At 64.6% G+C, this 23,217-nt stretch carries 21 protein-coding genes; 9 read left to right on the top strand and 12 right to left on the bottom strand.

Annotated features, from left to right (window positions below):
* The 3 genes from EN853_RS25900 to EN853_RS25890 all read right to left on the bottom strand — a co-directional run bounded on the left by EN853_RS25900 (nt 1) and on the right by EN853_RS25890 (nt 2,707).
* Nucleotides 1-1,104, bottom strand: a complete 1,104-nt coding sequence (locus EN853_RS25900; protein WP_127862014.1) for a mandelate racemase/muconate lactonizing enzyme family protein — start codon at nt 1,102-1,104, stop codon at nt 1-3.
* 26 nt (nt 1,105-1,130) lie between these two features.
* On the bottom strand, nt 1,131-1,820 hold the full coding sequence (locus EN853_RS25895) for a GntR family transcriptional regulator (RefSeq protein ID WP_127862013.1): 690 nt from the start codon (nt 1,818-1,820) through the stop codon (nt 1,131-1,133).
* Nucleotides 1,821-1,915: 95 nt separating this feature from the next.
* The gene (locus EN853_RS25890; protein ID WP_245517186.1) at nt 1,916-2,707 is read right to left on the bottom strand and encodes a 2OG-Fe(II) oxygenase; all 792 of its coding nucleotides are present in this window, start codon (nt 2,705-2,707) and stop codon (nt 1,916-1,918) included.
* Nucleotides 2,708-2,807: 100 nt separating this feature from the next.
* On the opposite strand from EN853_RS25890, the gene EN853_RS25885 reads away from it, so the two are divergent.
* The gene (locus tag EN853_RS25885; protein WP_127862012.1) at nt 2,808-3,746 is read left to right on the top strand and encodes a LysR substrate-binding domain-containing protein; all 939 of its coding nucleotides are present in this window, start codon (nt 2,808-2,810) and stop codon (nt 3,744-3,746) included.
* A 9-nt stretch (nt 3,747-3,755) separates the two neighbouring features.
* Here the strand turns inward: EN853_RS25885 and EN853_RS25880 are convergent, their stop codons facing one another.
* The 3 genes from EN853_RS25880 to EN853_RS25870 are packed head-to-tail and all read right to left on the bottom strand — an operon-like array spanning nt 3,756 to nt 8,351.
* Entirely contained in the window at nt 3,756-4,904 is a 1,149-nt protein-coding gene (locus tag EN853_RS25880; RefSeq protein ID WP_127862011.1) for an efflux RND transporter periplasmic adaptor subunit, read from the bottom strand.
* A gap of 13 nt (nt 4,905-4,917) precedes the next feature.
* Nucleotides 4,918-8,118, bottom strand: a complete 3,201-nt coding sequence (locus EN853_RS25875; protein WP_127862010.1) for a multidrug efflux RND transporter permease subunit — start codon at nt 8,116-8,118, stop codon at nt 4,918-4,920.
* Nucleotides 8,112-8,351: a hypothetical protein gene (locus EN853_RS25870; RefSeq protein ID WP_127862009.1), complete on the bottom strand. Its 240-nt coding sequence runs from the start codon at nt 8,349-8,351 to the stop codon at nt 8,112-8,114. Before EN853_RS25870 ends, EN853_RS25875 begins: the two co-directional genes overlap by 7 nt.
* 247 nt (nt 8,352-8,598) lie before the next feature.
* Here EN853_RS25870 and EN853_RS25865 point away from each other — a divergent pair, with 247 nt between their 5' ends.
* Nucleotides 8,599-9,180, top strand: coding sequence for a TetR/AcrR family transcriptional regulator (locus tag EN853_RS25865; RefSeq protein WP_127862008.1), 582 nt, complete (start codon nt 8,599-8,601; stop codon nt 9,178-9,180).
* A 274-nt stretch (nt 9,181-9,454) separates the two neighbouring features.
* Here EN853_RS25865 and EN853_RS25855 read toward each other — a convergent pair whose 3' ends face one another.
* From EN853_RS25855 to EN853_RS25835, 5 genes are all read right to left on the bottom strand, one after another.
* Nucleotides 9,455-10,477 (bottom strand): LacI family DNA-binding transcriptional regulator, encoded by a 1,023-nt coding sequence (locus EN853_RS25855; RefSeq protein ID WP_127862007.1) that lies wholly within the window; start codon nt 10,475-10,477, stop codon nt 9,455-9,457.
* A 74-nt stretch (nt 10,478-10,551) separates the two neighbouring features.
* Nucleotides 10,552-11,346: an ATP-binding cassette domain-containing protein gene (locus tag EN853_RS25850; protein ID WP_127862006.1), complete on the bottom strand. Its 795-nt coding sequence runs from the start codon at nt 11,344-11,346 to the stop codon at nt 10,552-10,554.
* Between the two features lie 3 nt (nt 11,347-11,349).
* The gene (locus EN853_RS25845) at nt 11,350-12,336 is read right to left on the bottom strand and encodes an ABC transporter permease (RefSeq protein WP_127862005.1); all 987 of its coding nucleotides are present in this window, start codon (nt 12,334-12,336) and stop codon (nt 11,350-11,352) included.
* A gap of 206 nt (nt 12,337-12,542) precedes the next feature.
* Nucleotides 12,543-13,475, bottom strand: a complete 933-nt coding sequence (locus tag EN853_RS25840) for a substrate-binding domain-containing protein (protein WP_127862004.1) — start codon at nt 13,473-13,475, stop codon at nt 12,543-12,545.
* A gap of 267 nt (nt 13,476-13,742) precedes the next feature.
* The gene (locus EN853_RS25835; RefSeq protein WP_127862003.1) at nt 13,743-14,900 is read right to left on the bottom strand and encodes a fumarylacetoacetate hydrolase family protein; all 1,158 of its coding nucleotides are present in this window, start codon (nt 14,898-14,900) and stop codon (nt 13,743-13,745) included.
* 198 nt (nt 14,901-15,098) lie between these two features.
* On the opposite strand from EN853_RS25835, the gene EN853_RS25830 reads away from it, so the two are divergent.
* The 6 genes from EN853_RS25830 to EN853_RS25805 all read left to right on the top strand — a co-directional run bounded on the left by EN853_RS25830 (nt 15,099) and on the right by EN853_RS25805 (nt 21,156).
* Nucleotides 15,099-16,382, top strand: a complete 1,284-nt coding sequence (locus EN853_RS25830) for an FAD-dependent oxidoreductase (protein WP_127862002.1) — start codon at nt 15,099-15,101, stop codon at nt 16,380-16,382.
* 109 nt (nt 16,383-16,491) lie between these two features.
* Nucleotides 16,492-17,379, top strand: a complete 888-nt coding sequence (locus EN853_RS25825) for an ABC transporter permease (protein WP_127862001.1) — start codon at nt 16,492-16,494, stop codon at nt 17,377-17,379.
* On the top strand, nt 17,376-18,197 hold the full coding sequence (locus EN853_RS25820) for an ABC transporter permease (protein WP_127862000.1): 822 nt from the start codon (nt 17,376-17,378) through the stop codon (nt 18,195-18,197). The genes EN853_RS25825 and EN853_RS25820 overlap by 4 nt, the downstream gene beginning before the upstream one ends.
* 28 nt (nt 18,198-18,225) lie before the next feature.
* Nucleotides 18,226-19,296, top strand: coding sequence for an ABC transporter substrate-binding protein (locus EN853_RS25815; RefSeq protein ID WP_127861999.1), 1,071 nt, complete (start codon nt 18,226-18,228; stop codon nt 19,294-19,296).
* Between the two features lie 176 nt (nt 19,297-19,472).
* The gene (locus EN853_RS25810) at nt 19,473-20,081 is read left to right on the top strand and encodes a cupin domain-containing protein (RefSeq protein ID WP_127861998.1); all 609 of its coding nucleotides are present in this window, start codon (nt 19,473-19,475) and stop codon (nt 20,079-20,081) included.
* On the top strand, nt 20,071-21,156 hold the full coding sequence (locus EN853_RS25805; RefSeq protein WP_127861997.1) for an ABC transporter ATP-binding protein: 1,086 nt from the start codon (nt 20,071-20,073) through the stop codon (nt 21,154-21,156). The genes EN853_RS25810 and EN853_RS25805 overlap by 11 nt, the downstream gene beginning before the upstream one ends.
* A gap of 16 nt (nt 21,157-21,172) precedes the next feature.
* Here the strand turns inward: EN853_RS25805 and EN853_RS25800 are convergent, their stop codons facing one another.
* Nucleotides 21,173-21,874: a GntR family transcriptional regulator gene (locus tag EN853_RS25800; RefSeq protein WP_167524597.1), complete on the bottom strand. Its 702-nt coding sequence runs from the start codon at nt 21,872-21,874 to the stop codon at nt 21,173-21,175.
* 233 nt (nt 21,875-22,107) lie between these two features.
* On the opposite strand from EN853_RS25800, the gene EN853_RS25795 reads away from it, so the two are divergent.
* A complete protein-coding gene (locus EN853_RS25795; RefSeq protein ID WP_127861996.1) occupies nt 22,108-23,148 on the top strand; it encodes an ABC transporter substrate-binding protein in 1,041 nt (346 codons plus the stop codon).
* Nucleotides 23,149-23,217 lie beyond the last annotated feature (69 nt).

The raw sequence follows: 23,217 nt of genomic DNA, 5'->3' as shown, positions 1-23,217 counted from the left end.
TCAGCCGATCTCGAAGAAGGGCTTGCCGAGCAAATCCGGCACAACATCGATGCCGAGGCCGGGACCATCGGGAATGCCCATGCGGCTGCCGGTTACCGGCGGCTTGTTGGAAGCGGTGCGCACCGTCACCCATTCGTGGAAGGCGATCGCATGCAGGCGGCGCTCCTCCGGCGTCGACAGCGACAGATGCGCCATGGCGGCGGTGTCGATCTCGGCGCCGCCGGTGTCTTCCACGGTGATCATGAAGCCGAGATCGACCGCGACGTCGCGGATCAGCCGTGTCTGCGTCACCCCGCCCAGTCGCGAGATCTTCAGCGTCAGCCCGTCCGCCGCGCCGCGGCGATGGATTTCCAGCATCTCACCCAGCGACGTGACGGATTCGTCGAGCACCATCGGCTTGTCCAGCATGCGGCGCACCGACATGTTCTCCTCAATCGTCGTGCAGGGCTGCTCGAACGTGTAGTCGATGCCGCGCGTGGCATCGGCAAACTGGCGCGCCTGATAGGGCGTCCAGCCGGCATTGGCGTCGCAGAAGATCACCGCGCCCTTCGGCACGGCGGCGGCAACGGCCGTGACCCGGTCGATGTCGTCGCGCACATTGCCGCCGACCTTGACCTGCAGCCGGTGGTAGCCTTCGGCGACGATACGCTTGGCAAGGGCCGCCATCTGGTCGACCGTGCCGTGGGTGACGACCCTGTAGAGTTCGGCCGTCTCGCTCTCGCGGCCGCCGAGCATGGTCACCAGCGGCACGTCGGCGGCGCGGGCGGCGAGATCCCAGCAAGCCATGTCGAGCGCGGCCTTCACATAAGGATGGCCCTTGAACACCGTGTCCATCAGCCTGCCGATGCCGGCAAGCCCGCGCGGATCGTGGCCGATGAGATGCGGCGCGATTTCCGGCACGCCGGCGCGGGTGCCGGCCGGAAACGCGGCGGAGTAGAAATTGCCGAGCGGCGCCATCTCGCCCCAGCCGGTCACGCCTGTGTCAGAGGTGATGGCGACGATCACCGCGTCGAAACAGTCGGCGACCCGCCCCTTCGACATGCGGTAAGGGCCGTCCACGAAGGGCTGCACGACATGATAGGCCTTTATGCTTTTGATCTTCACGTTGGGGTCCGTTGTCCGCGAGTGGGTCAGTTCTTCGAGGCGCGCTTTTCGAGGCCGCGCGCATAGGCAAGAAGCTCTTCGAAATCGAGGTCGATATGCTCGCGCGCGTGGCGCTGGGCGGCGCGCATGTCGGAGCCCTTGAGCAGCGCCACATAAGTCTCGTGCACATCCTCAGCCGGCACCGGCTCGTTGCGGGCCCGCTGATGCAGGGCGAAGTACATCTGCAGGCGGCTGGTCAGCCGCTGCCAGGTCTCGAGCAGCACGGAATTGTCGGCCCATTCGTAGATCAGCCCGTGCAACTGCAGCGCCGTCTCGATCTGGCGCGTGGTGTCGAGCGCCCGCGTCGCTTGTTTGACCGCTTCGTGGCGGCGGTCGAGCTCGTCGAAGAAGCGCCGGTCGCGCAGGGGCCAGGCGAGCTCGATGGCGAATTCATCGAGCACCTTGTTCAACGAATAGGCGTCGATGATGTCCTTGGCGGTGACGTCGATGACGAAGGTTCCGGCATAGGGAATGCTGGTCAGGATGCCTTCCTGCACCAGTTCGCGCATCGCCTCGCGCAATGGCGCGCGGCTTACCCGCATCTGCTCGGAAATCCTGAGCTCGTTGAGCTTCTGCCCGGGCTCCAACTGGCCGGTCAGGATGGCGCGCCTGAGCAGGGCGACGATCTCCGCCCTGCGCGTCGTATCCGCGATCGGACTGAAATCCAGTTTCGCCATGCGTCTCGCTCCGGGTGAACCGGCTGCAAGACAAGCAGATTGTCGACAATCTAACAAGAGACTATTTCGGGATTCTGGATGGCCGCAGGCTCGGCCTATGCAGCCCGACCATAAAAGCCGATCCGCTCCTCGTCGGTGAACATGACGCCGGGGCGCTCATAATAGGAGAAGACCGCTATCATACGCTCCCGCTCGCCTTCGACCGTTGTGACGCGGTGCGCGGTGTTCTTGCCGCGGAAGACATTGAGCGTGCCGGCCTTCATGCGCAGGATCTTCGCTTCCGGATCGCGCCCCTCGAGCAGCCTGGCGACGCCTTCGTAGTTCGGGTCGTCGTCCGAACGCAGGTCGGTGCGGTATTCGAGGTCGCCGCCGCGCTCCGGGCCCTGGAGCAGGAGCGTCGTGGTGAACTCCGAGCGGTCGAAGTGCCAGTTCAACGCCTCGCCGGCCCGATAGCCCATGACATTGGCGCGGGCGAGCGGATCCTGCATGACATGCAATTGCGGCTTGTCCATCGTCACCGCCAGGAACCGCACCAGCGGTTCATATTCGTAGATCGAGAGAACGATGCTGCCAGGAATCTGGTCGGCGCAGACCGTGTGGCTGATCGTCTCGACCTTGCGCAGCGCCGGGTGGTCGGGCGAAAGCTCCGGGATCGACGGTTTGAAGTAGATGTTGTGCATACGCCTGTGCTCGTGCGAGCGCGCGTCCATCACCGGCCGGATTTCCGCGACGGCTCTTTCGGCAATGCCCGGGCGCAGGAAGCCTTCCAGGTTGAACATGCCGTTGGCGTTGAGCGCAGCGGTCGATTCCTCCACCAGCCGCTGCGATTCGGGGCTGCCTTCGCGGTCGAGCGGGTAGCGGTCGAGGTCGAGAATGTCTTCGATCATTGTGTCCTCCAAAATCTGAGGTCACTAGACAGCAAGGAAATCTTTCTCTCAACGCGTAAAATTGTTAGGCTTCCGCAAGAAAAACTTGGTGAAGGTCCGTATGGAAAAGCTTCCGCCACTCAACGCGGTCAGGGCTTTCGAGGTCGCTGCGCGCGCCGGCAGCTTCACGCTTGCCGCCACCGAGCTTGGCGTGTCGTCGGCCGCGGTCAGCCAGCAGATCCGCAATCTGGAAGACTGGTTCGGCAAGCAATTGTTCGTGCGCAACGGCAACCGCATCGCGCTCACCGATGCCGGCCATGCCATCTACCCGCAGACGGCGCGGGCGCTGGGCGAGATCGCCGCGGTCGGCCGGCGCATGCTGGAAGGCGGCTTGCGCACCCGCCTTGTCGTCAGCGTGCCGTCCTCTCTGGCCGAACTGTGGCTGGCGCCGCGGCTCGCCATACTGCTCGACGGTTTTCCGCAGATGGCGATCGATGTCCGCGTCGAGGACGATCCCGTCGACGTCGTGCGCCAGAACATCGATCTCCGCATCTCCTACGGCGACTACCACTATCCCGCGCTGAAAATGGTCCGTCTCGTCCATGACGACGTGCTGCCCGTCGCGTCGCCGGAGTTCTGGCAGCGCCACGGCAACGAAGGTTTCGATCTGTCGAACGTGCATGAAAGCCAGTTCATCCACACCAACTGGGGGCCGAACTATGCCTCGCACCCGACCTGGGCGGACTGGTTCGCGGCGGCGGGCGGCAACCGCGCGCCGGATCCTTCGCACGGTCGCCGCGTCGGTCTCTCCAGCCTGGCGATCGGCACCGCAAGACTGGGGCTGGGCGTGGCACTCGGGCAGAGGATCATGGCCGCCGCCGATCTCGAAGCCGGCCGGCTGATCGCGCTGTCGTTCATCTCGGTTCGCCTCGGCCAGCCCTATTGCGCCTTCATGCTCCCGGCGAAGGCCGAGCGTGCCGACATCGCTGGGCTGGTAGGACTTCTTAGCAAAACGGCGCCCCCGGCGTGGGAGCCGGGGGCGCCGTCGGACCGGGACTGATGGGGGTTATCAGCTGGCCGGTTTCGGTTGCGGCAAGGGAGAAACCGGCATTCCGGGTCCGATCTTCTGCAAATTGCCCGTGATCACCTGATCGCTCTCGGAGATGCCGGAGGTCACGGAAATCAGATCGCCATCGGTCGGCCCGAGCGATACCAGCTTCTGGTCAACGGTGTTGCCCTTGCCCAGCACGTAGAGGTACTTGCCGAGCTGGCTGGAGCCGAGCGCCACCTGCGGCACCATCAGCGTGTTGGGCTGTTCCTTCACATGCAGCCGCACGCGCACATACTGGCCGGGAAGCAGTCTGAACTTGGCATTGCCGATCGTCGCCCGCGCCGTGATCGTGCCGGTCGAATGATCGATCGTGTTGTCGATGAAAGTGAGCTGGCCTTTCTGGCTGGGCTCGGTCTCGCCGGGCAGCAGCACGTCGACGGCGATCGGACCGGCGGCCTTTGCTTCCTCGATCTGGACGAGGTCGGTCTCGCTCGGATTGAAGGTGACGTAGATTGGGTCGAGCTGCACCAGTGTGTTGAGCACGGTGCCGGCGACGCTGACGAGCGTGCCGACCGAAGCCTGGTTGCGGCCGATGCGTCCCGGGAAGGGCGCCTTGATCTCGGCATAGCCGAGATTGAGCTCGGCCGTCCGCACCGCAGCCTGGTCGACGGCAAGCGCGGCTTGCGCCGTGCGCAGATTGCTGGTGCGTTGGTCGAAGCTGTCCTTGTCGAGATAGCCGGCTTTGGCGAGGTCGGTGCCGCGGCCGAGATTGGACTTTGCATATTCGAGCGTCGCGGTGTCGCGCTCGACCTGCGCCTTCGCCTGGTCGAGGGCTGCCTGGTAATCCTCAGGCGCGATCCTGTAGAGCCGGTCGCCCTGCTTGACGTCGCTGCCGTCGGCCGCGGTCTGCTCCTGCAGATAGCCCGGCACGCGCGCCTGCAGCGTGACGCTGCGGATCGATTCGACGCGCGCGGCGTAGTCGAGATAGATCGGCAGCGTCTTCTTGACCACGTTCACCACCGGCACCGGCATGACGAAGGCCGCAGGCGCGGGCGCGGCGCCCGCGGTGCCGCCGCTAAGGTTGCCCATGTCCAGCAGGTGGACGCTTGCCACCGAGATCGCGCCCAGCGCGACCGCCGTTCCCAAAGCGATTTTCCATCTACGCATGTTGATCTCCATCCTATTCGGCCGCCTGGGCGACCGGCTGAAGCGCCGGCTCGGCGGTAGGTTCAATCTCTTGTTGGTGCGGGGCATCCTGATGCCCCGCGGCAGGTTCGTTCTCGCCGCCGCGCTCGCGCAGCTTCTCGATCACCGCGTAGAAGACCGGCACGAAGACCAGCGACAGGACAGTCGCCGCCACCATGCCGCCGAAGACGGTGGTGCCGATCGACTGCCGGCTGGCCGCACCCGCGCCGGTCGCGAACATCAGCGGCAGCACGCCGAGGATGAAGGCGAAGGCCGTCATCAGGATCGGCCGCAGCCTCAGCCGCGCCGCTTCCATCGCCGCCTCGACGATGGTGAGCCCTTCCTCGCGCCGTCGCCTTGCGAACTCGACGATCAGGATGGCGTTCTTCGCCGCCAGGCCGATCAGCATGACGAAGCCGATCTGCGAGTAGACGTCGATCTGCATGCCGCGCAGCAACAGCACGACGAAGGCGCCGAACAGGGCCAGCGGCACGGCGAGCAGCACCATGAAGGGCATCGCGAAGCTTTCATACTGCGCCGCCAGGATCAGGAAGACGAAGACGATTGCCAGGCCGAACACGACCGAGGCGATCGATCCTGCCTTGAGCTCCTGAAAGGTGATGCCGGTCCACTCGTAGCCGAAGTCGCGCGGCAGCACGTTTGCGGCCGCCCGCTCCATCGCCGCCACCGCCTGTCCGGACGAGAAGCCCGGCGCGGCGCCGCCATTGATGAGGGCGGACGCATTGTTGTTGTAATGCGGCACGGTCTCCGGTCCGACGATCGGCACCAGCTTGCCCAGCGTGCTCAGCGGCACCATGCCGCCCGACGCGTTGCGCACATAGAGCCGCGAGATGTCGGTCGCATCCGCTCGCGCATCCTTGTCGGCTTGGATCGTCACCCGGAACGTGCGGCCGAACAGGTTGAAGTCGTTGACGTAGAGCGAGCCGAGATAGATCTGCAGCGTGTTGAACACGTCCGGCAGGGAGAGGCCGAGAAGCTTCGCCTTGCTGCGGTCGAGGTCGTAGTTGAACTGCGGCGTCGAGGTCGAGAAGGACGAGAACAGCTGCTGCGGGTTGAGTTCCGGCTGCTTGCGCGCCTCGGCGATCAGCGCCTGCGTGACCTCGTTGAGCGCGGCGCTGCCGCGTCCCGAAAGATCCTCCACCTGGAATTCGAAGCCACCGGTGGTGCCGAGGCCCGGGATCGACGGCGGATCGAAGGACAGCGCGAAGGCTTCCGGCATCTGCAGGAGCTTGCCGCGCACCTGCTCGACCAGCTTCGAAGCGTTCTGGTCGGGCCCGCGTTCGTCCCACGGCTTCAGGATGGCGAACTCGACAGCCGAATTCGACTGCGCGGCGCTGGTCAGGAAGTTCAGGCCGCTGATCGAGCCGACGATGTCAACGCCGGGCGTGTTCTGCAGGATGTCGCGCGCCTTCTGCGCTACCGCATCGGTCCGCTCCAGCGAGGCGCCGTCGGGCAGTTGGATGACGACGAAGAAATAGCCCTGGTCCTCCACGGGGAGGAAGGTCGAGGGCAGCTTCTGCCAGACGAAATAGGTCGCGACCAGGCCGGCCGCGAACAGGCCGAGCATGGCCCAGCGCAGCTTGATCAGGATGCGCACGCCATGGGCATAGGCATGCGACAGCCAGTCGAAGCCGGCGTTGAACCAGCGGAACAGCACGAACTGCGTCTCGCCGCGATGGCGCAGGAATGCGGCGCTCAGCGCCGGGCTCAGCGTCAGCGAGTTGAAAGCCGAGATGCCGACCGAGATCGCCACCGTCAGCGCGAACTGATTATAGAGCCGACCGGAAACGCCGGGGATGAAGGCGACAGGGATGAACACTGCCGCGAGCACCGCGGTGGTGGCGATGATCGGTCCCGTCACCTCGGCCATCGCCGCGCGTGTCGCGGCAAGCGGCTTGAGGCCCGCTTCCAGTTGTCGTTCGACATTCTCGACGACCACGATCGCGTCGTCGACGACAAGGCCGATCGCCAGCACCATGCCGAGCAGCGACAGCATGTTGAGCGAGAAGCCCAGCATGTACATCACCGCCAGCGTCGCGATCAGCGACACGGGAATGGCGATGGTGGGGATGATGGTGGTGCGCCAGCTTTGCAGGAAGATAAACACCACCGCCACGACCAGCACCAGCGCTTCGCCGAGCGTGATCAGTACGTCATGCATCGAGGCCGAGACGAAGCGCGTCGTATCGTAATGCATGGCGTAGTGGACGCCCTTCGGGAAGCGCGCCGACAGTTCCTGCATCTTGTCCTTGACCCGCTGCTGCAGGTCGAGCGCGTTGGAGCCGGGCATCTGGTAGACGGCGAGCACCACGGTCGGGTCCTTGCCGAAGAAGGCTGACGACGAATATTGCAGCGCGCCGAGCTCGATGCGCGCGACGTCGCGCAGCCGCACCAGCGAGCCGTTCTGCGAATTGGCGCGCACGACGATGTCGCCGAATTCCTTGGGGTCGCTGAGGCGGCCGACCGCGTTGACCTGCATCTCGAAGGCGGTGCCGGCCGGCGCCGGCGACTGGCCGATTTTGCCGGCCGCCACCTGCACGTTCTGCTCGGCGATGGCGTTCTGCACGTCGACGGCGGTGATGCCAAGATTGGCCAGTTTGTCCGGGTCGAGCCAGACGCGCATCGAATAGCGGCGCTCGCCGAAGATCTGCACGTCGCCGACGCCGGGCAGCCGCTTCAGCGGATCGACCACCTGCAGATAGGCGAGGTTGCTCAGCGCCACCGGGTCGACCGAGCCGTCCGGCGAGGTGAGGTCAACGATCAGGACGAAATTGGGGTTCTGCTTCTTGATCGTCACGCCGCCCTGGTTGACGATCGCCGGCAGGGAGGATGCGGCCTGGGAGACGCGGTTCTGCACGTCGACGGCCGCCGTGCTCAGCGGATAGCCGACATCGAAGGTGATGGTGATGGTCGAGGAGCCGTCATTCGAGCTCGTCGACGACATGTAGGTCATGCCCTGCACGCCGTTGATCTGCTGCTCGAGCGGCGTGGTGACCGTATCGGCCACTACCTGCGCGCTCGCGCCCGGGTAATGGGCGCTGACCACCACCTGCGGCGGCGTGATGTCGGGGAATTGCGACACCGGCAGCAGGAAATAGGCGATAGCGCCGGCGAGCACCATGATGATGGCGATCGCCGACGCGAAGATCGGGCGATGGATGAAGAAGTTTACCATGACGCGGATGCCTCGCCGAACGGTTTTGCGAAATGGCGCATGCGCTGGGCCCGGCCGGAGCCGGAGTCCTCCAGGAAGGACGGCAGGATCTCGTCGCCCGGCGCCTGTTTCGCCGCACGCGAGCGCAGCATCCATTCGAAGGCCTTGGGGTCGATCCCGTCCGCCTTCATCACCAGCCGTATCATTGGATCCCGGATGGCTTCGTCGATCGTCAGGTCTTTGCGCTTTTGCATAGGAGTGGCTCCTTGCTGCGGCCCGCATCGGATGATCACGCGCCGCTTTTTCTCTTTTTCACCGGCCGAAGCCGCATGACAGGCAGGTTTTCCGTCCTATCTCGCTCTGGCAGGCTCGTCGGAGGGCCTTGTCGTTGACGGCGAGCGACATAGGTGTTACCAGTAAGTAACATTCTAGAAGTTACAGACCGGTAACACCCTAGTCAAGAGGTGGCCGAGGGTTTTTTGGAAACGAAAGGAGATCATGATGACAGACGGCGTCGTGGAGCGTTCTCGCCCCCGGGATCGGATCCTGGAGACGGCGCAGGACATGTTCCACAAGCACGGCATCAAGGGCGTTGGCGTCGACGCCATCACGGAGGCTGCCGGCACCAACAAGATGACGCTCTATCGTCACTTCGAATCCAAGGACGATCTGATCATCGAATGCCTGCGCGCCACGGCGGCGAAGGCTTCGAGGATATGGGACGAGTTCGAGGCCGAGCACCCCGGCGACAAGCTTGCGCAGTTGCATGCCTGGGTTCGCAAGGCCTCGGAACTGCTTAGCGCCGACAGCCGCGGCTGCGACATGGCCAATGCCGCCGTCGAGCTCAGCGAGAGCGATCATCCGGCAAGGCGTGTCATCAAGGAATTGAAAGAAGCCCAGCGGGAGAAGCTCGTGGCACTCTGCCGCGATGCCGGCATTGGCCAGGCCGAGTTGCTCGCCGACACACTGTCGCTGCTGCTCGAAGGCGCGCGCGTCTCGATGCAGAGCGTCGGCGCCGAAGGCCCGAGCGCGCAGTTCGTGCGTATGGCCGAGAGCCTGATTGCGTCCTTCAGGGCGCGCTGACAGCGACTTCTTCGGGCTTTCGAATTCGGTATGGGCAAAGAAAAAGCCCGCTGCCGGGAGGAGGAGGCAGCGGGCTTCGATTTCGAATACGGCACGGGAGGAGGTGTACCGTATTCACCGTCGGTGTCTGGGAGGAGGAAGACATCCGACACGGCAAATAGTTACGATTTGCCCAACGATTCGGCAACTGCGAAACGTGCATAGCAGGTGTGCAGATTTGCGGGATCAATCGTCAGACAAATCAGCGACCGAGTCGCCGGGCGCCATTCGCGCGCTACTGCACCGGCACGTTTTCCTTGAAGATCAGCCGCGGCTCGATGAATTTCTTCGTCAGGTATGGCGCCGATGAGGCGATCGAGCCGAGCAGGCGGATAACGGCTTGCTCGGCGATCAGCCGCGCATTCTGGTCGATGACGACGTCGGCGAGATCGTCGACGAGATAGCGGCGCGTCTCCTTGGTCAGGTCATGGCAGATGAAGACCGGCTTGCGGCGCGGCCTGGATTCCAGCAACGCCCTCGCCACGCCCGAGCGTCCCGCGCCGACGCAATAGATGCCGAGCAGCTCCGGCTCGTTGTGTAGCGCCTTCATGGTCGCGCTGTAGCTGGCATCGGGCTCGTCGTTGATCTCGACAGCGCTGGACACGGTGAGATTGGGGAACTCTTCGGCGAGCACCGAGCGGAAGCCCATCTCGCGCTCCTCGTGGCCGCGATAGGAGCGCGAGCCGACCATCATCGCCAGATGCCCGGTCAGGCCGCCGAGGAAACGGCCCATCAAGAGCGCTGCCGTGCGTCCGGCAACCCGGTTGTCGATGCCGACATAGGCCGAGCGGGGCGCCGCCGGCACGTCGGAGACCAGCGTGACCAGCCGGATGCCTGCCTCGACCAGCTCGCGCAGGATGTTGCGCGTGCGCGGGTGGTCGACGGCGATGACGCCGACGCCGTTGGCTTTGAGCGACAGGTTCTCGACCGCGCCCTGCAGCGCGCGGGGCGAGATGCCGGCGAGGTTGTGGATGCGGCAGGAGGCGACCAGCGGCAGCCGCGCGGCATAGTCCTCGATATGATGGGCGAGATCCGCCATGAAGGCGTTGCTGCCGATCGGCAGGAAGAACTCCAGATGCGCCGGCTTCGACGGCAGCACGACCTGGTCGAGGGTCGGCAGGTAGCCGAGCTGCTTGGCCGCCTCCATCACCCGCTGCCGGTTGGCGGCGCTCGCCCCCGGCCGGTTGTTCAGCACCCTGTCGACGGTCGCGGTCGACAGGCCGCAGCTCCTGGCGATGTCGGCTACGGTGGCTTTCATGGGTCCAGTCATAGGATGGGATGCGAGCCCCTGTCAGGCCAAATCAACGCCAGGCCAAATCAACGCCAGGCCAATCAGCCATGCGGCTGCGGGCCGTCGGAAATCGCGTCGCGGATTTCCTTGTCGGACATGCCGGTGATAATGCGCTCGACCTCGGCGACTGTGGTCTGCTTCGGATCGATGTCGTCGGCAACCACCTTGCCGCGGCGCATCACCACGATGCGGTCGACCACCTGGAAGACGTGATGGATGTTGTGGGCGATGAAGATGCAGGAGTGCCCCGAATCGCGGGCGCTGCGCACGAAGCTCAAAACGCCTTGCGTCTCGGCGACGCCGAGATTGTTGGTCGGCTCGTCGAGGATGATGAGATCGCTGTCGAAATGCATGGCGCGCGCGATCGCCACCGCCTGCCGTTCGCCGCCCGACAGCGAGCCGATCGGCGTCGTCGGCGGTATGTTCTTCGAGATGCCGACCTGCTTGAGCAGATCGCGCGCCACCGTGTTCATCGCCTCCTGGTCCATGCGGTTGAGGAAACGCGGCGGCTTGATCGGCTCGCGTCCGAGGAACAGGTTGCGCGCGATCGACAGCTGCGTGACCAGCGCCGAGTCCTGGTAGATCGTCTCGATGCCCTGCGCGATCGCATCGCTGGTGCTGCGGAAATCCACCTTCTTGCCGCGCACGAAGATGTCGCCGCTGGTCAGCGGCACGGCGCCCGACAGCACCTTGATCAGCGTCGACTTGCCGGCGCCGTTGTCGCCGAGCAGGCCGACGATCTCCTTCTCGTTGACGTGGAAGTTGGCGTCCACCAGCGCCTGCACGCGTCCGTAGGACTTGCGGATGTTTGTCATGCGGATGAGCGGTTCGGCCATGGGTCACGTTCCTGCCTGGTGCCGGCGTTCGAGCCATGAATGCAGCGCCATCATGCCGAGGATGATCGCGCCGATGAAGATGTTGTAGGCGAGTCCCGGCACGCCGATCAGCACGATGCCGTTGCGCATGACGCGCAGGATCAGGATGCCGAGCACCGTGCCGATGATGGTGCCGCGCCCGCCGGTCAGCGCCGTGCCGCCGATCACCACCATGGCGATGACCTCGAGCTCGTAGCCGGTGCCGCTGTTGGGGTTGGCGGCCGAGGTGCGCAGCGACGAGATGACCCCGGCAAGCGAGGCCATCAGCGCTGAAAGGATGAACAGGCCGACCTTGACGCGGTCGACATTGACGCCGCGCGCACGCGCCGCATTTGGATTACCGCCGGCTGCCTGGATCCAGTTGCCGGTGCGGCTTTGCGTCAGCACGTAGCCGAGAGCGATCGCGGCTCCAATGAACCAGAACAGCGAGGCATAGATGCGGAACGGTCCGACATAGAAATCGCCGACCAGTATATCCGCCAGCCAGCTGCCCTCGGCGCTCCAGGTGCGTTGCGGAAAGCCGTCGGTGACGAAGAGCGCGGTGCCGCGCACCACCAGGAGCATGCCGAGCGTGACCAGGAAGGACGGGATCTTGAGCCGGGTGACGAACCAGCCGTTGACCAGACCGATGAAGGCCGCCACCGCCAGCGCGATCAGCAGGCCCATCTCCAGCGATGTGACGCCGCCGTTGTAGAGTGTCCACATCAACACCGGCGAGAAGCCGAACAGCGAGCCGACTGAAAGGTCGAATTCGCCCGACGTCATCAGCAAGGTCATCGCCAGCGCGATGAGGCCGAGCTCGACGGTGAAGGCCAGGATGTTCGAGATGTTCTGCGGCGAGAGGAAGTCGGGATTGATGCCCCAGAAGACGACAAGCTCGACGACGAGCAGGACGAAGGGCCCGAATTCCGGCCTCGCGATGAAACGTTGGATGAAGGAACGGTTTTCCATTGGGCCCGCGACGTGAATGAACTTGGCTAAAAGCGCGTCGCGATCTTTCAGGTTCGCTCCATGCGCTTTAGGTTTTTGATTATACGCATGTCTTTGTCCCGAAACCGGGTCCCGCTTTCGGGAGACATGCTTTAAGCCCGCGCGGCGGCAGGTCAGGCGAAAGAATGGCCGCGACCGCAACGGCGGTCACGGCCATCGGTCGCGGATTACTTGCCGGACAGGATCTTGTCGTAGACGCCGGCGGTGTCCTTCTCGTAGAGCGCGCCGGTGATGACGTTGAAGCCCGGAGGAATGCCGGCGGCGGCCATGTTGGCGAGCGAGAGCGCCACATAGCTGGTCGCCTGCGGGTCCTGCCACTGCGCGGCGTTGACATAGCCGTTCAGCACTTCCTGGGTGGTGTCGAGCGAGTTGCCCCAGCCGACGACCGGGATTTCGCCCGGCTTGACGCCGACCTGGTCGAACACGCGCTTGATCGAGCCGGTGACGAGGTCGCCGAGGCCGATGATGGCCTTCACCTTGCCTTTGTGCGCGGTGAGGTAGTCGACCATGCGGTTGATCACTTCGGCCTGGTCGAGCGTCGCTTCGGTCACCTCATAGGTGATGCCGAGCGGTTCGAACACGCTCTTGATGCCTTCCTCTTCCTGCACGCCGTAGGTGGCGCCGGGCACTTCGACCGGCATCCAGACGAAATCGCCCTTCTTCACCAGGCCCTTGTCGACCAGGTACTGCGCCCAGTGCTTGCCGAAGGTGACGTTGTCGCCGCCGACATAGGCGTTGAAGTTCGCCTTCGGGTCGGGCGTGTTGAAGTTGATGATCGGGATGTTGGCCGCGCGGGCCTCCTTGACGATTTCAACGAGGCTGCCCGGATCCGGGCTGGTGGTCACGATGCCGTCGGCCTTGGCCGAGATGGCGGCGCGAACGGCCTCCTGCTGGGACGCCACGTCGCCGTTGTGGAAGGACGTGTTGACGCTGTTGCCGGTGTCCGTCGCCCATTGCTTGGCGCCGGCCAGGAAGTAGGTCCAGACCGGATCGGCCGGCCCGCCATGCGAAATCCAGTAGAATGTCTTGGCCTGCGCCATCGCCGGAATGGCGAGCGCCGCGATCAAGCCAAGCGCGAGCAGTCTCAGCCTCGAAAGCATTCGATTTCCTCCCATGTTGAAAATTATCCTCCACGTCAGGCGCGATACGGCCCGAAAACCGTATCTCCTGCCAGCTCCGACCGGATGCTTCAGAGCATTCCCTTTTTCGATCGCTGACAAGCCTCCATCGCCAATGGATGTTGGCACAGGCGCGCACGCCATCAGCAATCCCATCAGATTGCATCAGTTACGACGGATATCTGCGGGCAAGCCCCCGGGATTGCGCTCCGTCAGCCTGCGGCGACGAGCACAAGCATTGCCCGCTTGCTAGATCAGACCGGCCCTGGCCAGATCGCGCATCAGGTGGCTGGCGCCGTAGGTCCAGTGCGGACAGTCCGGCGACAGGCGCACCCGGTTGACCAGCGCGCCGAGCTTCTCCGACGAGATGGTGACGACGTCGCCGACCTTGTGGGTGAAACCCTTGCCCTTCTCGCCGCGGTCCTTCGACGGCACGAACATGGTGCCGAGATAGAGCGCCAGTCCGTCCGGGTACTGGTGGTGCGGCCCCATCGCGGCCTTGACCAGATCTTCCGGCGAGCGGCTGATCTCGGCCATCGAGCTTGCGCCTTCCAGCGCGAAGCCGTCCTCGCCCTCGACGCTGAGCCGCACCGTCGCGCGCTTCACGTCGGCGATGGAAAAGGTCTCGTCGAACAGCCGAATGAAAGGCCCCAGCGAGGCGGAAGCATTGTTGTCCTTGGCCTTGCCGAGCAGCAGCGCCGAGCGTCCCTCGACGTCGCGCAGGTTGACGTCGTTGCCGAGCGTGGCGCCGACGATGCGGCCCGAGCTGTCGGCGATCATGGCGATCTCCGGTTCCGGATTGTTCCAGGTCGAGACGGGATGCAGGCCGACGTCGGCGCCGAAGCCGACGGAGGCCATCGGCTGGCATTTGGTGAAGATCTCGGCGTCCGGGCCGATGCCCACTTCCAGATATTGCGACCAGGCGCCGCGCTGGATCAGCTTGGCCTTGATCTCCATTGCTTCCGGCGAGCCGGGCTTCAGCTTCGAGAGGTCATGGCCGATCAGCCCGGCGATATCGGCGCGGATGGCGTCCGCCTTCTCCGCCGAGCCGCGCGCCTGCTCCTCGATGACGCGCTCGAGCAGGCTGACGACGAAGGTGACACCGGAGGCCTTCACCGCTTGCAGGTCGACGGGCGAAAGCAGAATGGGCTTTTTTGCATCGCGCCCGGCTTCAAAGCTGTTTGCCGCGATGTCTTCCAGCGCGCCGATCGCCTTGCCCTTGGTCGAACGTACATGCCCCGCGGGGTCCTTCAATTCGCAGAGATCGCGCACTGTGGGCGCCACGCTCGAGGTGATGTCGATGACCTGGCCGTCGCGCGCCGTGACCACAAGCGGATGGAAGGCGTCGCCGGTTCTGGCGCGGCCGACGAACAGGCCGTCGGCGGGCAGGCGGGTCGGGTCGGTCATGGTGTCGGTCCTCTCGATTTTTCGCGCGCGGCACTTTTCCCCGATTTCGCCCAGACGTCTATCCCGTCTATGGCAAGGTTATGGGCTTCAGGCATGCTGTCACATAGCCAAGGACACACTGGCCTATCGAGCGCTCTTTCAAGTTTGTGAAATCAGCAATAGAATTTTCACGAAGCTCCAGCGCCTCAGGTGAAACGCTTGCCCGCAACCTTTTCCGATCCGATCTGGCAGAAGCCCAAAACGGTCCCGGCGTTCCAGCCCGGGCTCTCAGGCGCCGGCACACTCGACGCGGTCATCGTTGGCGGCGGCATCATGGGTCTGTCGACCGCCTTGCATGCGGCCCGCGCCGGCCTTTCGGTGCAGGTGCTGGAGGCGGCGGCGATCGGGCAGGGTGCGTCCGGCTTGAACGGCGGCCAGGTCATTCCTGGCTTGAAGTACGATCCCGAATGGCTGATCGGGCATTTCGGCAAGGAGCGTGGCGAGGCCTTGGTCGACTTCGCCGCCTCGACGGCGGACGCGGTGTTCGATGTGATCCGCGACGAGAAGCTGGCCGTGCCGTTCACGCGCAATGGCTGGATCCAGGCGGCGCACACCGAGACTGCCCTGAAGGCTGCCGCCGGTCGCGACCGGCAATGGCGGGCGCGCGGCGCCGACGTCAAGCTGCTCGACCAGGCCGAGATCGCGGCGATGACCGGCGCCAAGGGCTATCTCGGCGGCTGGCTCGACCGTCGCGCCGGCGTCATCGATCCACTGTCCTACACGCTGGAGCTGGCGCGCATAGCCTCGGCGGCCGGCGCCAGGATTGCCGAGCGGCAGAAGGTGGTGAAGCTCAGCAGGGAAGCAGGCCTCTGGCGAGTATCAGTGCAAGGCGGAGGCGAATTGCGCGCCAAGTCGGTCGTGCTCGCCACCAATGCCTATACGGACGGCCTGCTGCCCGGCCTGGCGCAGACGATCGTGCCGCTGCACTCTTTCCAGATCGCCACCGCGCCACTGCCGCCCGAGCTTGCTTCCACGATCCTGCCTGGCGGCCAGGCTGTCTCCGACTCCCGCCGCATCCTTGTTTACTACCGCAAGAGCGCGGACGGCCGGCTGGTGCTCGGCGGCCGCGGACGCATGGCGCTGCCGTCCGGTGCTTCGGACTGGGCGCATCTCGAGCGCGCGCTCATCCGCCTCTATCCGGCGCTTGCCGGCATCGCCATCGAAAAGCGCTGGTTCGGCCGCGTGGCGATGACGCCCGATCATCTGCCGCACCTGCATGAACCGGAAAAGGGCCTGCTGGCCGTGGTCGGCTGCCAGGGCAGGGGCGTCGGCTTGATGAGCGCGCTGGGAAAGCGCATGGCGAACTATCTGGCGAGCGGTGATCTCGGGCAATTGCCGTTCCCGCTGTCGCCGATCCGGCCGATCCCGTTCCATGCCTTCCGGCAGGTCGGCGTCGCCGCCACGATAACCTGGTACCGGATGCTCGACGCGCTCGAGCGCTGACGCCGAACGCGTGCAGCGCACAAGCGATTCCGCTTGACAGTTTCATGACTATGAAAAATGATCGGTCGATTTCAAAAATCCGATGGGCAGTCCCAAAATAGGCAGTCAGATGTCGACCATCGTTGCAGTGCGGCCGTCGCCGGAAACCCGCATCTCGCCGGTCTTCCGCTTCGCCATGCTGCTGCCGGGGGGGCTGGTCACCTTCTTCCTGATCCTGTTCGCGCTCGGCCTGGTGATTTTTCTCGCCTTCAGGAGCAATGACGGCTCTCTGCTCGGCGCCGGCCTGACGGCGGCGAACTTCGTCACCGTGGCCACGGACCCGCTCTACTGGACGGTGACGCTGCGCTCACTGGTGATCGCCGGCCTGGTCACGCTGGCCACGGTGGCAACGGCCTATCCGGTCGCCTACTACCTCGCCTTCCATGCCGGGCGGCGGCGCAACCTGCTGCTCTTCCTGGTCACGCTGCCGTTCTGGACCAGCTACCTTTTGCGCGTCTTCGCCTGGAAGATCGTGCTTGCCTATAACGGTGTGCTGAACTCGGCCTTCATCGAAAGCGGCCTCTGGTCGGAGCCGACGCTTGCCTTCCTCAACACGCCGGCCGCGGTGGTCGTCACGCTCGCTCACGCCTACGCGCCCTTCGCCATCCTGCCGATCTATGTGGCGCTGGACACCATCCCGAAATCGCTGCTCGAAGCTGCGTCTGATCTCGGCGCGCGACCCTTTACGAGCTTCCGCCGCGTCGTGCTGCCCAACTCGATGCCGGGCGTGCTGGCCGCCGCCCTCGTCGTGTTCGTGCCGACCGTCGGCGACTATGTCACCCCGGCCATGGTCGGCGGGCCGGCCAGCACCATGATCGGCACGCTCATTCAGTCGCAGTTCGGCAAGGCCAATGACTGGCCTTTCGGCGCAGCACTCTCGGTCTGCGTCATGCTGGTCATCCTGTGCGTGGTGCTGGTCGCGCGCGGCGCCGACCGCAGATTTGGCAGCCGCACATGAGCAGCGCGCGCACCGACACCAACGCAGGCGGCCGCTGGCTCGGCCTCTATGTGCTTGCCTATCTGGTGTTCCTCTATCTGCCGACCTTGCTGATCCCGCTGTTTTCCTTCAACGATTCCATCCAGGCCGCGTTTCCGCTGCAGGGTTTCACGCTCGGCTGGTATGAGACGCTCTACGGCAATCCGGCGCTCTCCGGCGCTTTGGCCAACAGCCTGGTCATCGGCGTCATCGCCGCATCGGGCGCGACGCTTTGCGGCATCACCGTCTCCTACATGGACCTTTACGGCCGCTCGCCGCTGGCGGCCACCATCAGCGCCGTCGCCCGGCTGCCGATCCTGATCCCCGGCGTCATTGTCGGCATTTCGCTCTTGATCCTGGTCAACCTCGTTGGCCTCGGCCCCTCGCGCATCGCCATCGTGCTTGGCCATATCCTGGTCGCGCTGCCGACGACGGTCGTGGTGATGCGCAGCCGCTTCGCCGCCATCCCCAAAACCATCCGCGAGGCGGCGCTCGATCTCGGCGCCTCCGACTGGACGACGTTTAGGCGCGTCATGCTGCCGCTCAGCCTGCCGGCTGTGCTATCGGCCTTCATGCTCGCCTTCCTGACCTCCTTCGACGAGTTCATCGTCGTCTTCTTCCTCGCCGGCACCGAGCCGACGCTGCCGCTCTACATCTGGAGCCAGCTGCGCTTCCCGCGCTCGCTGCCGACCGTGATGGCGCTCGGCACCGTGATCCTCACCGTATCCTTCATCATCGCCGCCGCCGCCGAAATCCTGCGCCATCGCGGTCTCGGCGCCGCGCGCCGCAATCCAGCCTGAACCACAACAAAGAAAGAGGAGAACGAAAATGACATTTCATCTGAAATCGATCACCGGATACAAGGCCCGGGCCGGCCTTGCCGCTTTGGCTTTGGCGCTGTCGTCGACGGTCGCTCTTGCCGCCGACAAGCTGCAATATTTCACCTGGTCGGGCTACGAATTGCCGGACTTCAACAAGAGTTTCCTTGCCGCGCATCCGGACGGCGTCGAGGCGACGATCTTCGGCGACGATGACGATGCCTTCACCAAGGTCAAGGCCGGCTTCCGGCCGGACATCGCGCATCCCTGCTACGACAAGGTGGCGCGCTGGAACAAGGAAGGCCTGCTGCAGCCGATCGACACCAAGCGCATCAAGAACTGGGATTCGATTTTCCCGGTGTTCAAGAACCTGCCCGATCTGCAGGCCGGCGACGGCAAGGTGTGGATGGTGCCGTGGGACTGGGGCAACACCTCGATCCTCTACCGCACCGATCTGGTGAAGAACCCCGAGGCGAGCTGGAATCTTCTGTGGGACAAGCAGTATGCCGGCCGCATGGCGACCATCGATGCCGTGCATGACACGCCGATCGTCGCCGCACTTCTGGCGGGCGTGAACCCCTTCGACATGACGCCGGAGCAGATGGAGAAGGTCGCCGCGAAACTGCGTGAGCAGCGGCCGCTGCTGTCGAGCTACACCACCGACATGACCTCAGTCGAGCAGGCCCTGGCCAGCGGCCAGCTCGTCGCCGCCATGACCTGGAACGCGTCGGCCACCTCGCTCAAGAAGCAGGGCGTGCCGGTCGAGTTCATGAAGCCGAAGGAAGGCATGCTGACCTGGGCTTGCGGCTTCGTCATGCTGAAGGACGCCAAGAACGTCGATCTCGCCTATGACTTCATCAACAGCCGGCTCGACGCCGACTCGGGCAAATATCTGATCCAGTCCTACGGTTATGGCAGCTCGCTCTCGACCGCTTTCGCCGGCGTGTCGAAGGACGAGTTGGAGAAGCTGCAGCTGCCGGCCGATCCGGATGTGATGCTGAAGAGCACCATCTTCACCGGGCCAATGAAGCAGAATGACGACGTCGCCAAGATGTTCGAGAAGGTGAAGGCCGGCGGGTGAGCTTAGGCTCCCCCTTCTCCCCTTGTGGGAGAAGGTGTCGCCGAAGGCGACGGATGGGGGTGGTCCAGGGAATGCGGACGTCTCATTCCGTCACCCACCCCTCATCCGTCTCGGCGCTTCGCGCCGATCCACCTTCTCCCACAAGGGGAGAAGGGAAAGACAGCGAGGACGTATGCATGGATGTTCTTGACGAAGCCGCCGAAAGGTCGAAGGACGATGCCGACGTTCGCGTCGGCCGGCGCGTGCGGGCGCTGAGGTTGGAGCGCAAGCTCTCGCTGGCCGAGCTTGCCGCCAAGGCCGGCATCTCCATCGGCGCGCTCAGCCAGATCGAGCGCGGCATGTCCTCGCTACGCGTTAAGGTGATCTGGCCGCTGGCCGCCGCCCTCGACATAGAGCCGTCGGCGCTGATCGCCGAAGGCAACGAGGCGGTCAACGACCTCTATTGCGTGCGCGCCGACAAGCGGCGGCAGATTCCGGTGAAATCCGAAGGCATCGCCAAGGCGCTGCTTTCGCCGCCGGCTGCCACGCTCACCGGCATGCTGGTGACGGTCGAGGCGGGCGGCGGCACGGCGGAAGCCTACGCCCATGCCGGCCACGAGTTCGGCTTCGTGATGACCGGGGAAGTCGAGCTGGTAGTGGATGCCACGACGTATGTGCTGAAGGCAGGCGATAGCTTCGCCTTCAAGAGCACGCTGCTGCATGCCTTCCGCAACCCAGGCGCCGAGCGCTGCCAGATCCTGTGGGTCAACACCACCAAGCCGTCCGAGGTGCGCGATGGCGCCTGATGCGCTCGTTCGTCTTGAGAAAGTCTCGAAGGTCTTTCCCGGTGGCATCGTCGGTCTTGATGCCGTCGATCTCGACATCGCGCCGGGCGAGTTCCTGACCCTGCTCGGACCGTCCGGCTGCGGCAAGACGACGAGCCTGCGCGTCATCGCCGGCTTCGAGAGCCCGACCAGCGGCAATGTGCTGCTGGAGGGCCGCGACATCACCGGCTTGAGGCCCTTCGACCGCCCGGTCAACACCGTCTTCCAGGACTATGCGCTGTTCCCGCATATGGACGTCGCTGCCAATGTCGGCTTTGGCCTGTCGTTGCGCAAACTCACCGGCGCCGAGCAGGCGCGTCGCGTCGGCGAAGCGCTCGACATGGTCGGGCTCGCCGACAAGCTCCGCGCCCGCATCTCCGAGCTGTCCGGTGGCCAGCGCCAGCGCGTCGCGCTCGCCCGCGCCATCGTCTGCGAGCCGCGCGTGCTTCTTCTCGACGAGCCGCTCTCGGCGCTCGATGCGCATCTGCGCGAGCAGATGCAGGTCGAACTGAAAAGGCTGCAAGCCCGCCTCGGCACCACCTTCGTCATGGTCACCCATGACCAGACCGAGGCGCTGTCGATCTCCGACCGCATTGTCGTCATGAACAAGGGCCGCATCGAGCAGATCGCGGCGCCGGCAACACTCTACGACCGCCCCGCCACGCGCTTCGTCGCCTCCTTCATCGGCACGATGAATCTCCTGCAGTCACGCTTTGTCGGTCGTGACGGCGAGCGCCTGCGCTTCGCCGCGGGCGAGCTGCCGCTGGAGGCGGTCTCCGACACCGGCGAAACACCGGCCGCCGGCGACACGCGCACCATCGGCGTGCGGCCGGAGGATCTGCTGGCAGCCGCCGAGGCCGCCGACGGCACTGCGCCGGCCAGGGTGAGCGGCGTCGTCTTTCACGGCCGGACGCTGCGCCTTCACGCTGAGCTCGGGCAGGGGACCGCCATCGTCATCGATGCCCCGCGCCGCGCCGACGGTTCTCAATTCAGCGTCGGCGATGTAGCGCATGTCAGTCTGCGGCGCGGCGCCAACTGCCCTGTGCTTTCGAACTGACCCGCCAAAGGACCGGTCACGACGCCTTGGCGAAGAATCCCTGGTAGTCGGATTTGGCCTGCAGCAGGCGCAGGATGTTCTCGCGCGAGCCGCGCACATGCGCGCGGGCGCGCTCGCCGGCCAAAGCGACATCACCGTCGCAGATCGCGTCGACGATCCCGGTATGCTCCTCGCGGGTGAGCTTCCACTCGTCCAGCCACAGAAGCTCCGTCCACACATATTGCTGGCATTTGTCGAGGATGCCGCCGAGCATGCCGTGGAGCATCTCGTTGCCGCTCATTTCGGCGATCACCCGATGCAGGTCGATGCCGACCTGCAATTCCTCGAATTTCTCCCGTGTGCTGCGGTCGGGGATCGCCGCCAGGCGTTCACATTCGGCGAGCATCTCGCGCAGCCGCGCCTTGTCGGCGGGGGTGGCGTTGGCCGCCGCCAGCTCGGTCGCGCGCCCATCGAGGAGCTCGCGGATATCGAAGGCTTCGCGGAACATGGTCAGGTTGAACTCGGCTACGATATAGCCCTGGCGCGGCCGGCCGATGACCAAGCCGTCGCGTTCGAGCCGGTTGAAGGCCTCGCGCACCGGCGTGCGGCTCACCTTCAGGCGCTCGGCGATTTCGTTTTCCGTCACGCGGCCGCCCGGCGGAATCTGGCCGGTGATGATCATCGCCTTCAGCTTCTCGAATACCGAGTCGCGCAGCGTGTTTTTCCGTTCCTTGCTCAAGCGTCCCGCCTCCAACGGCCTGTCACGGATTCGCAATCTAGTGCCTTTTAGCTCCTGCTTGAAACTGGGCCGATTCGAGAAGAAGTCACCTCCGAAAATGCGCTCAGTTTCTCCGGTAGCCAAAAAGACCGATCATCTATGTTGACATCGGCTCCCGCCGAATTACACTCAAAATTGTATACAAATTCGCATACCAAATCAACTATAATGGGAACACGGTTGGAGAAGCGAAAATGACGAAGAGACTTTGCATTTACGGACTGGCCGTCGCGGGCCTGCTGGCCTCGGTCGCCGTTCCGGCATCGGCTGCCGACACCATCACTGTCGCCTCATGGGGCGGCACCTATCAGGATGCGGAGACCAAGGCCTTCTTCGATCCGACGGCCAAGGAACTCGGCATAACCATCAAGCAGGACACGACCAACGGCCTCGACGACGTGCGCCTGCAGGTCACCGGCAACGCCGTCAAATGGGACATCACGGAGCTCGGCGCCGACGAATGCGCGCGCGGCTCCAAGGAAGGCCTGTTCGAGAAACTCGATTACAGCGTCATCGACAAGAGCGGCATCAACCCGAAGCTCGTCCATGACGACTGGGTCGGCATCTCCTACACCTCCGTGGTGCTGATCTACCGGACCGACGTTTTCGGCGACAAGGGACCGAAGACCTGGGCCGATTTCTGGGATGTCGAGAAGTTTCCGGGCCGCCGCGCGCTCTCCGGCAGCCAGGCGACGGAGACGCTGAGCGTCGCCGCGCTCGCCAAGGGGCTCCCGATCGACAAGGTCTATCCGGTCGACATCGACGGCGCGCTGCAATCCGTCGACAAGGTCAAGGGGCATATCGACGCCTGGTGGACTTCCGGTGCGCAGGCCATGCAACTTGTCAAGGACGGCGAGGTCGACATGGCCAGCATCTGGAACGGCCGCGCCGGCACCTTGAAGAAGGAAGGCGCGCCCGTGAGCTTCTCCTTCGACCAGGGCGTGCTGACGGCCGACTGCATGGTCATCCCGAAGGGTTCGAAGAATAAGGACCTTGCCATGAAGGCGCTGGCCAAGTTCGTCAGCCCAGACCTCCAGGCCAACCTGCCGCTCTACGTCGACAACGGCCCGGCCAACGAGAAGGCCTTCGAGACCGGCAAGATCCCACAGGAGCGGATCAAGGACATCAACTCCTCGCCCGGGAACGTCAAAAAGCAGGTGCTGCAGGATCCCGAATTCTGGCGCGACACCCTCGTCGAGGCGACCGAGAAGTTCAACAACCTGATCCAGCAATAGCGACTGCGCCGGGGCGGCGCGAGGGTGCGCCGCTCCGTTCCGTTCCGCTACAATGATCCGGAGTTGAAG

It is taken from the genome of Mesorhizobium sp. M1C.F.Ca.ET.210.01.1.1 (assembly GCF_004791585.1).
Lineage (GTDB): Bacteria > Pseudomonadota > Alphaproteobacteria > Rhizobiales > Rhizobiaceae > Mesorhizobium.
The sequence above is the reverse complement of the archived record's forward strand: the minus strand, read 5'-3'. Positions and strand labels throughout refer to the sequence as shown.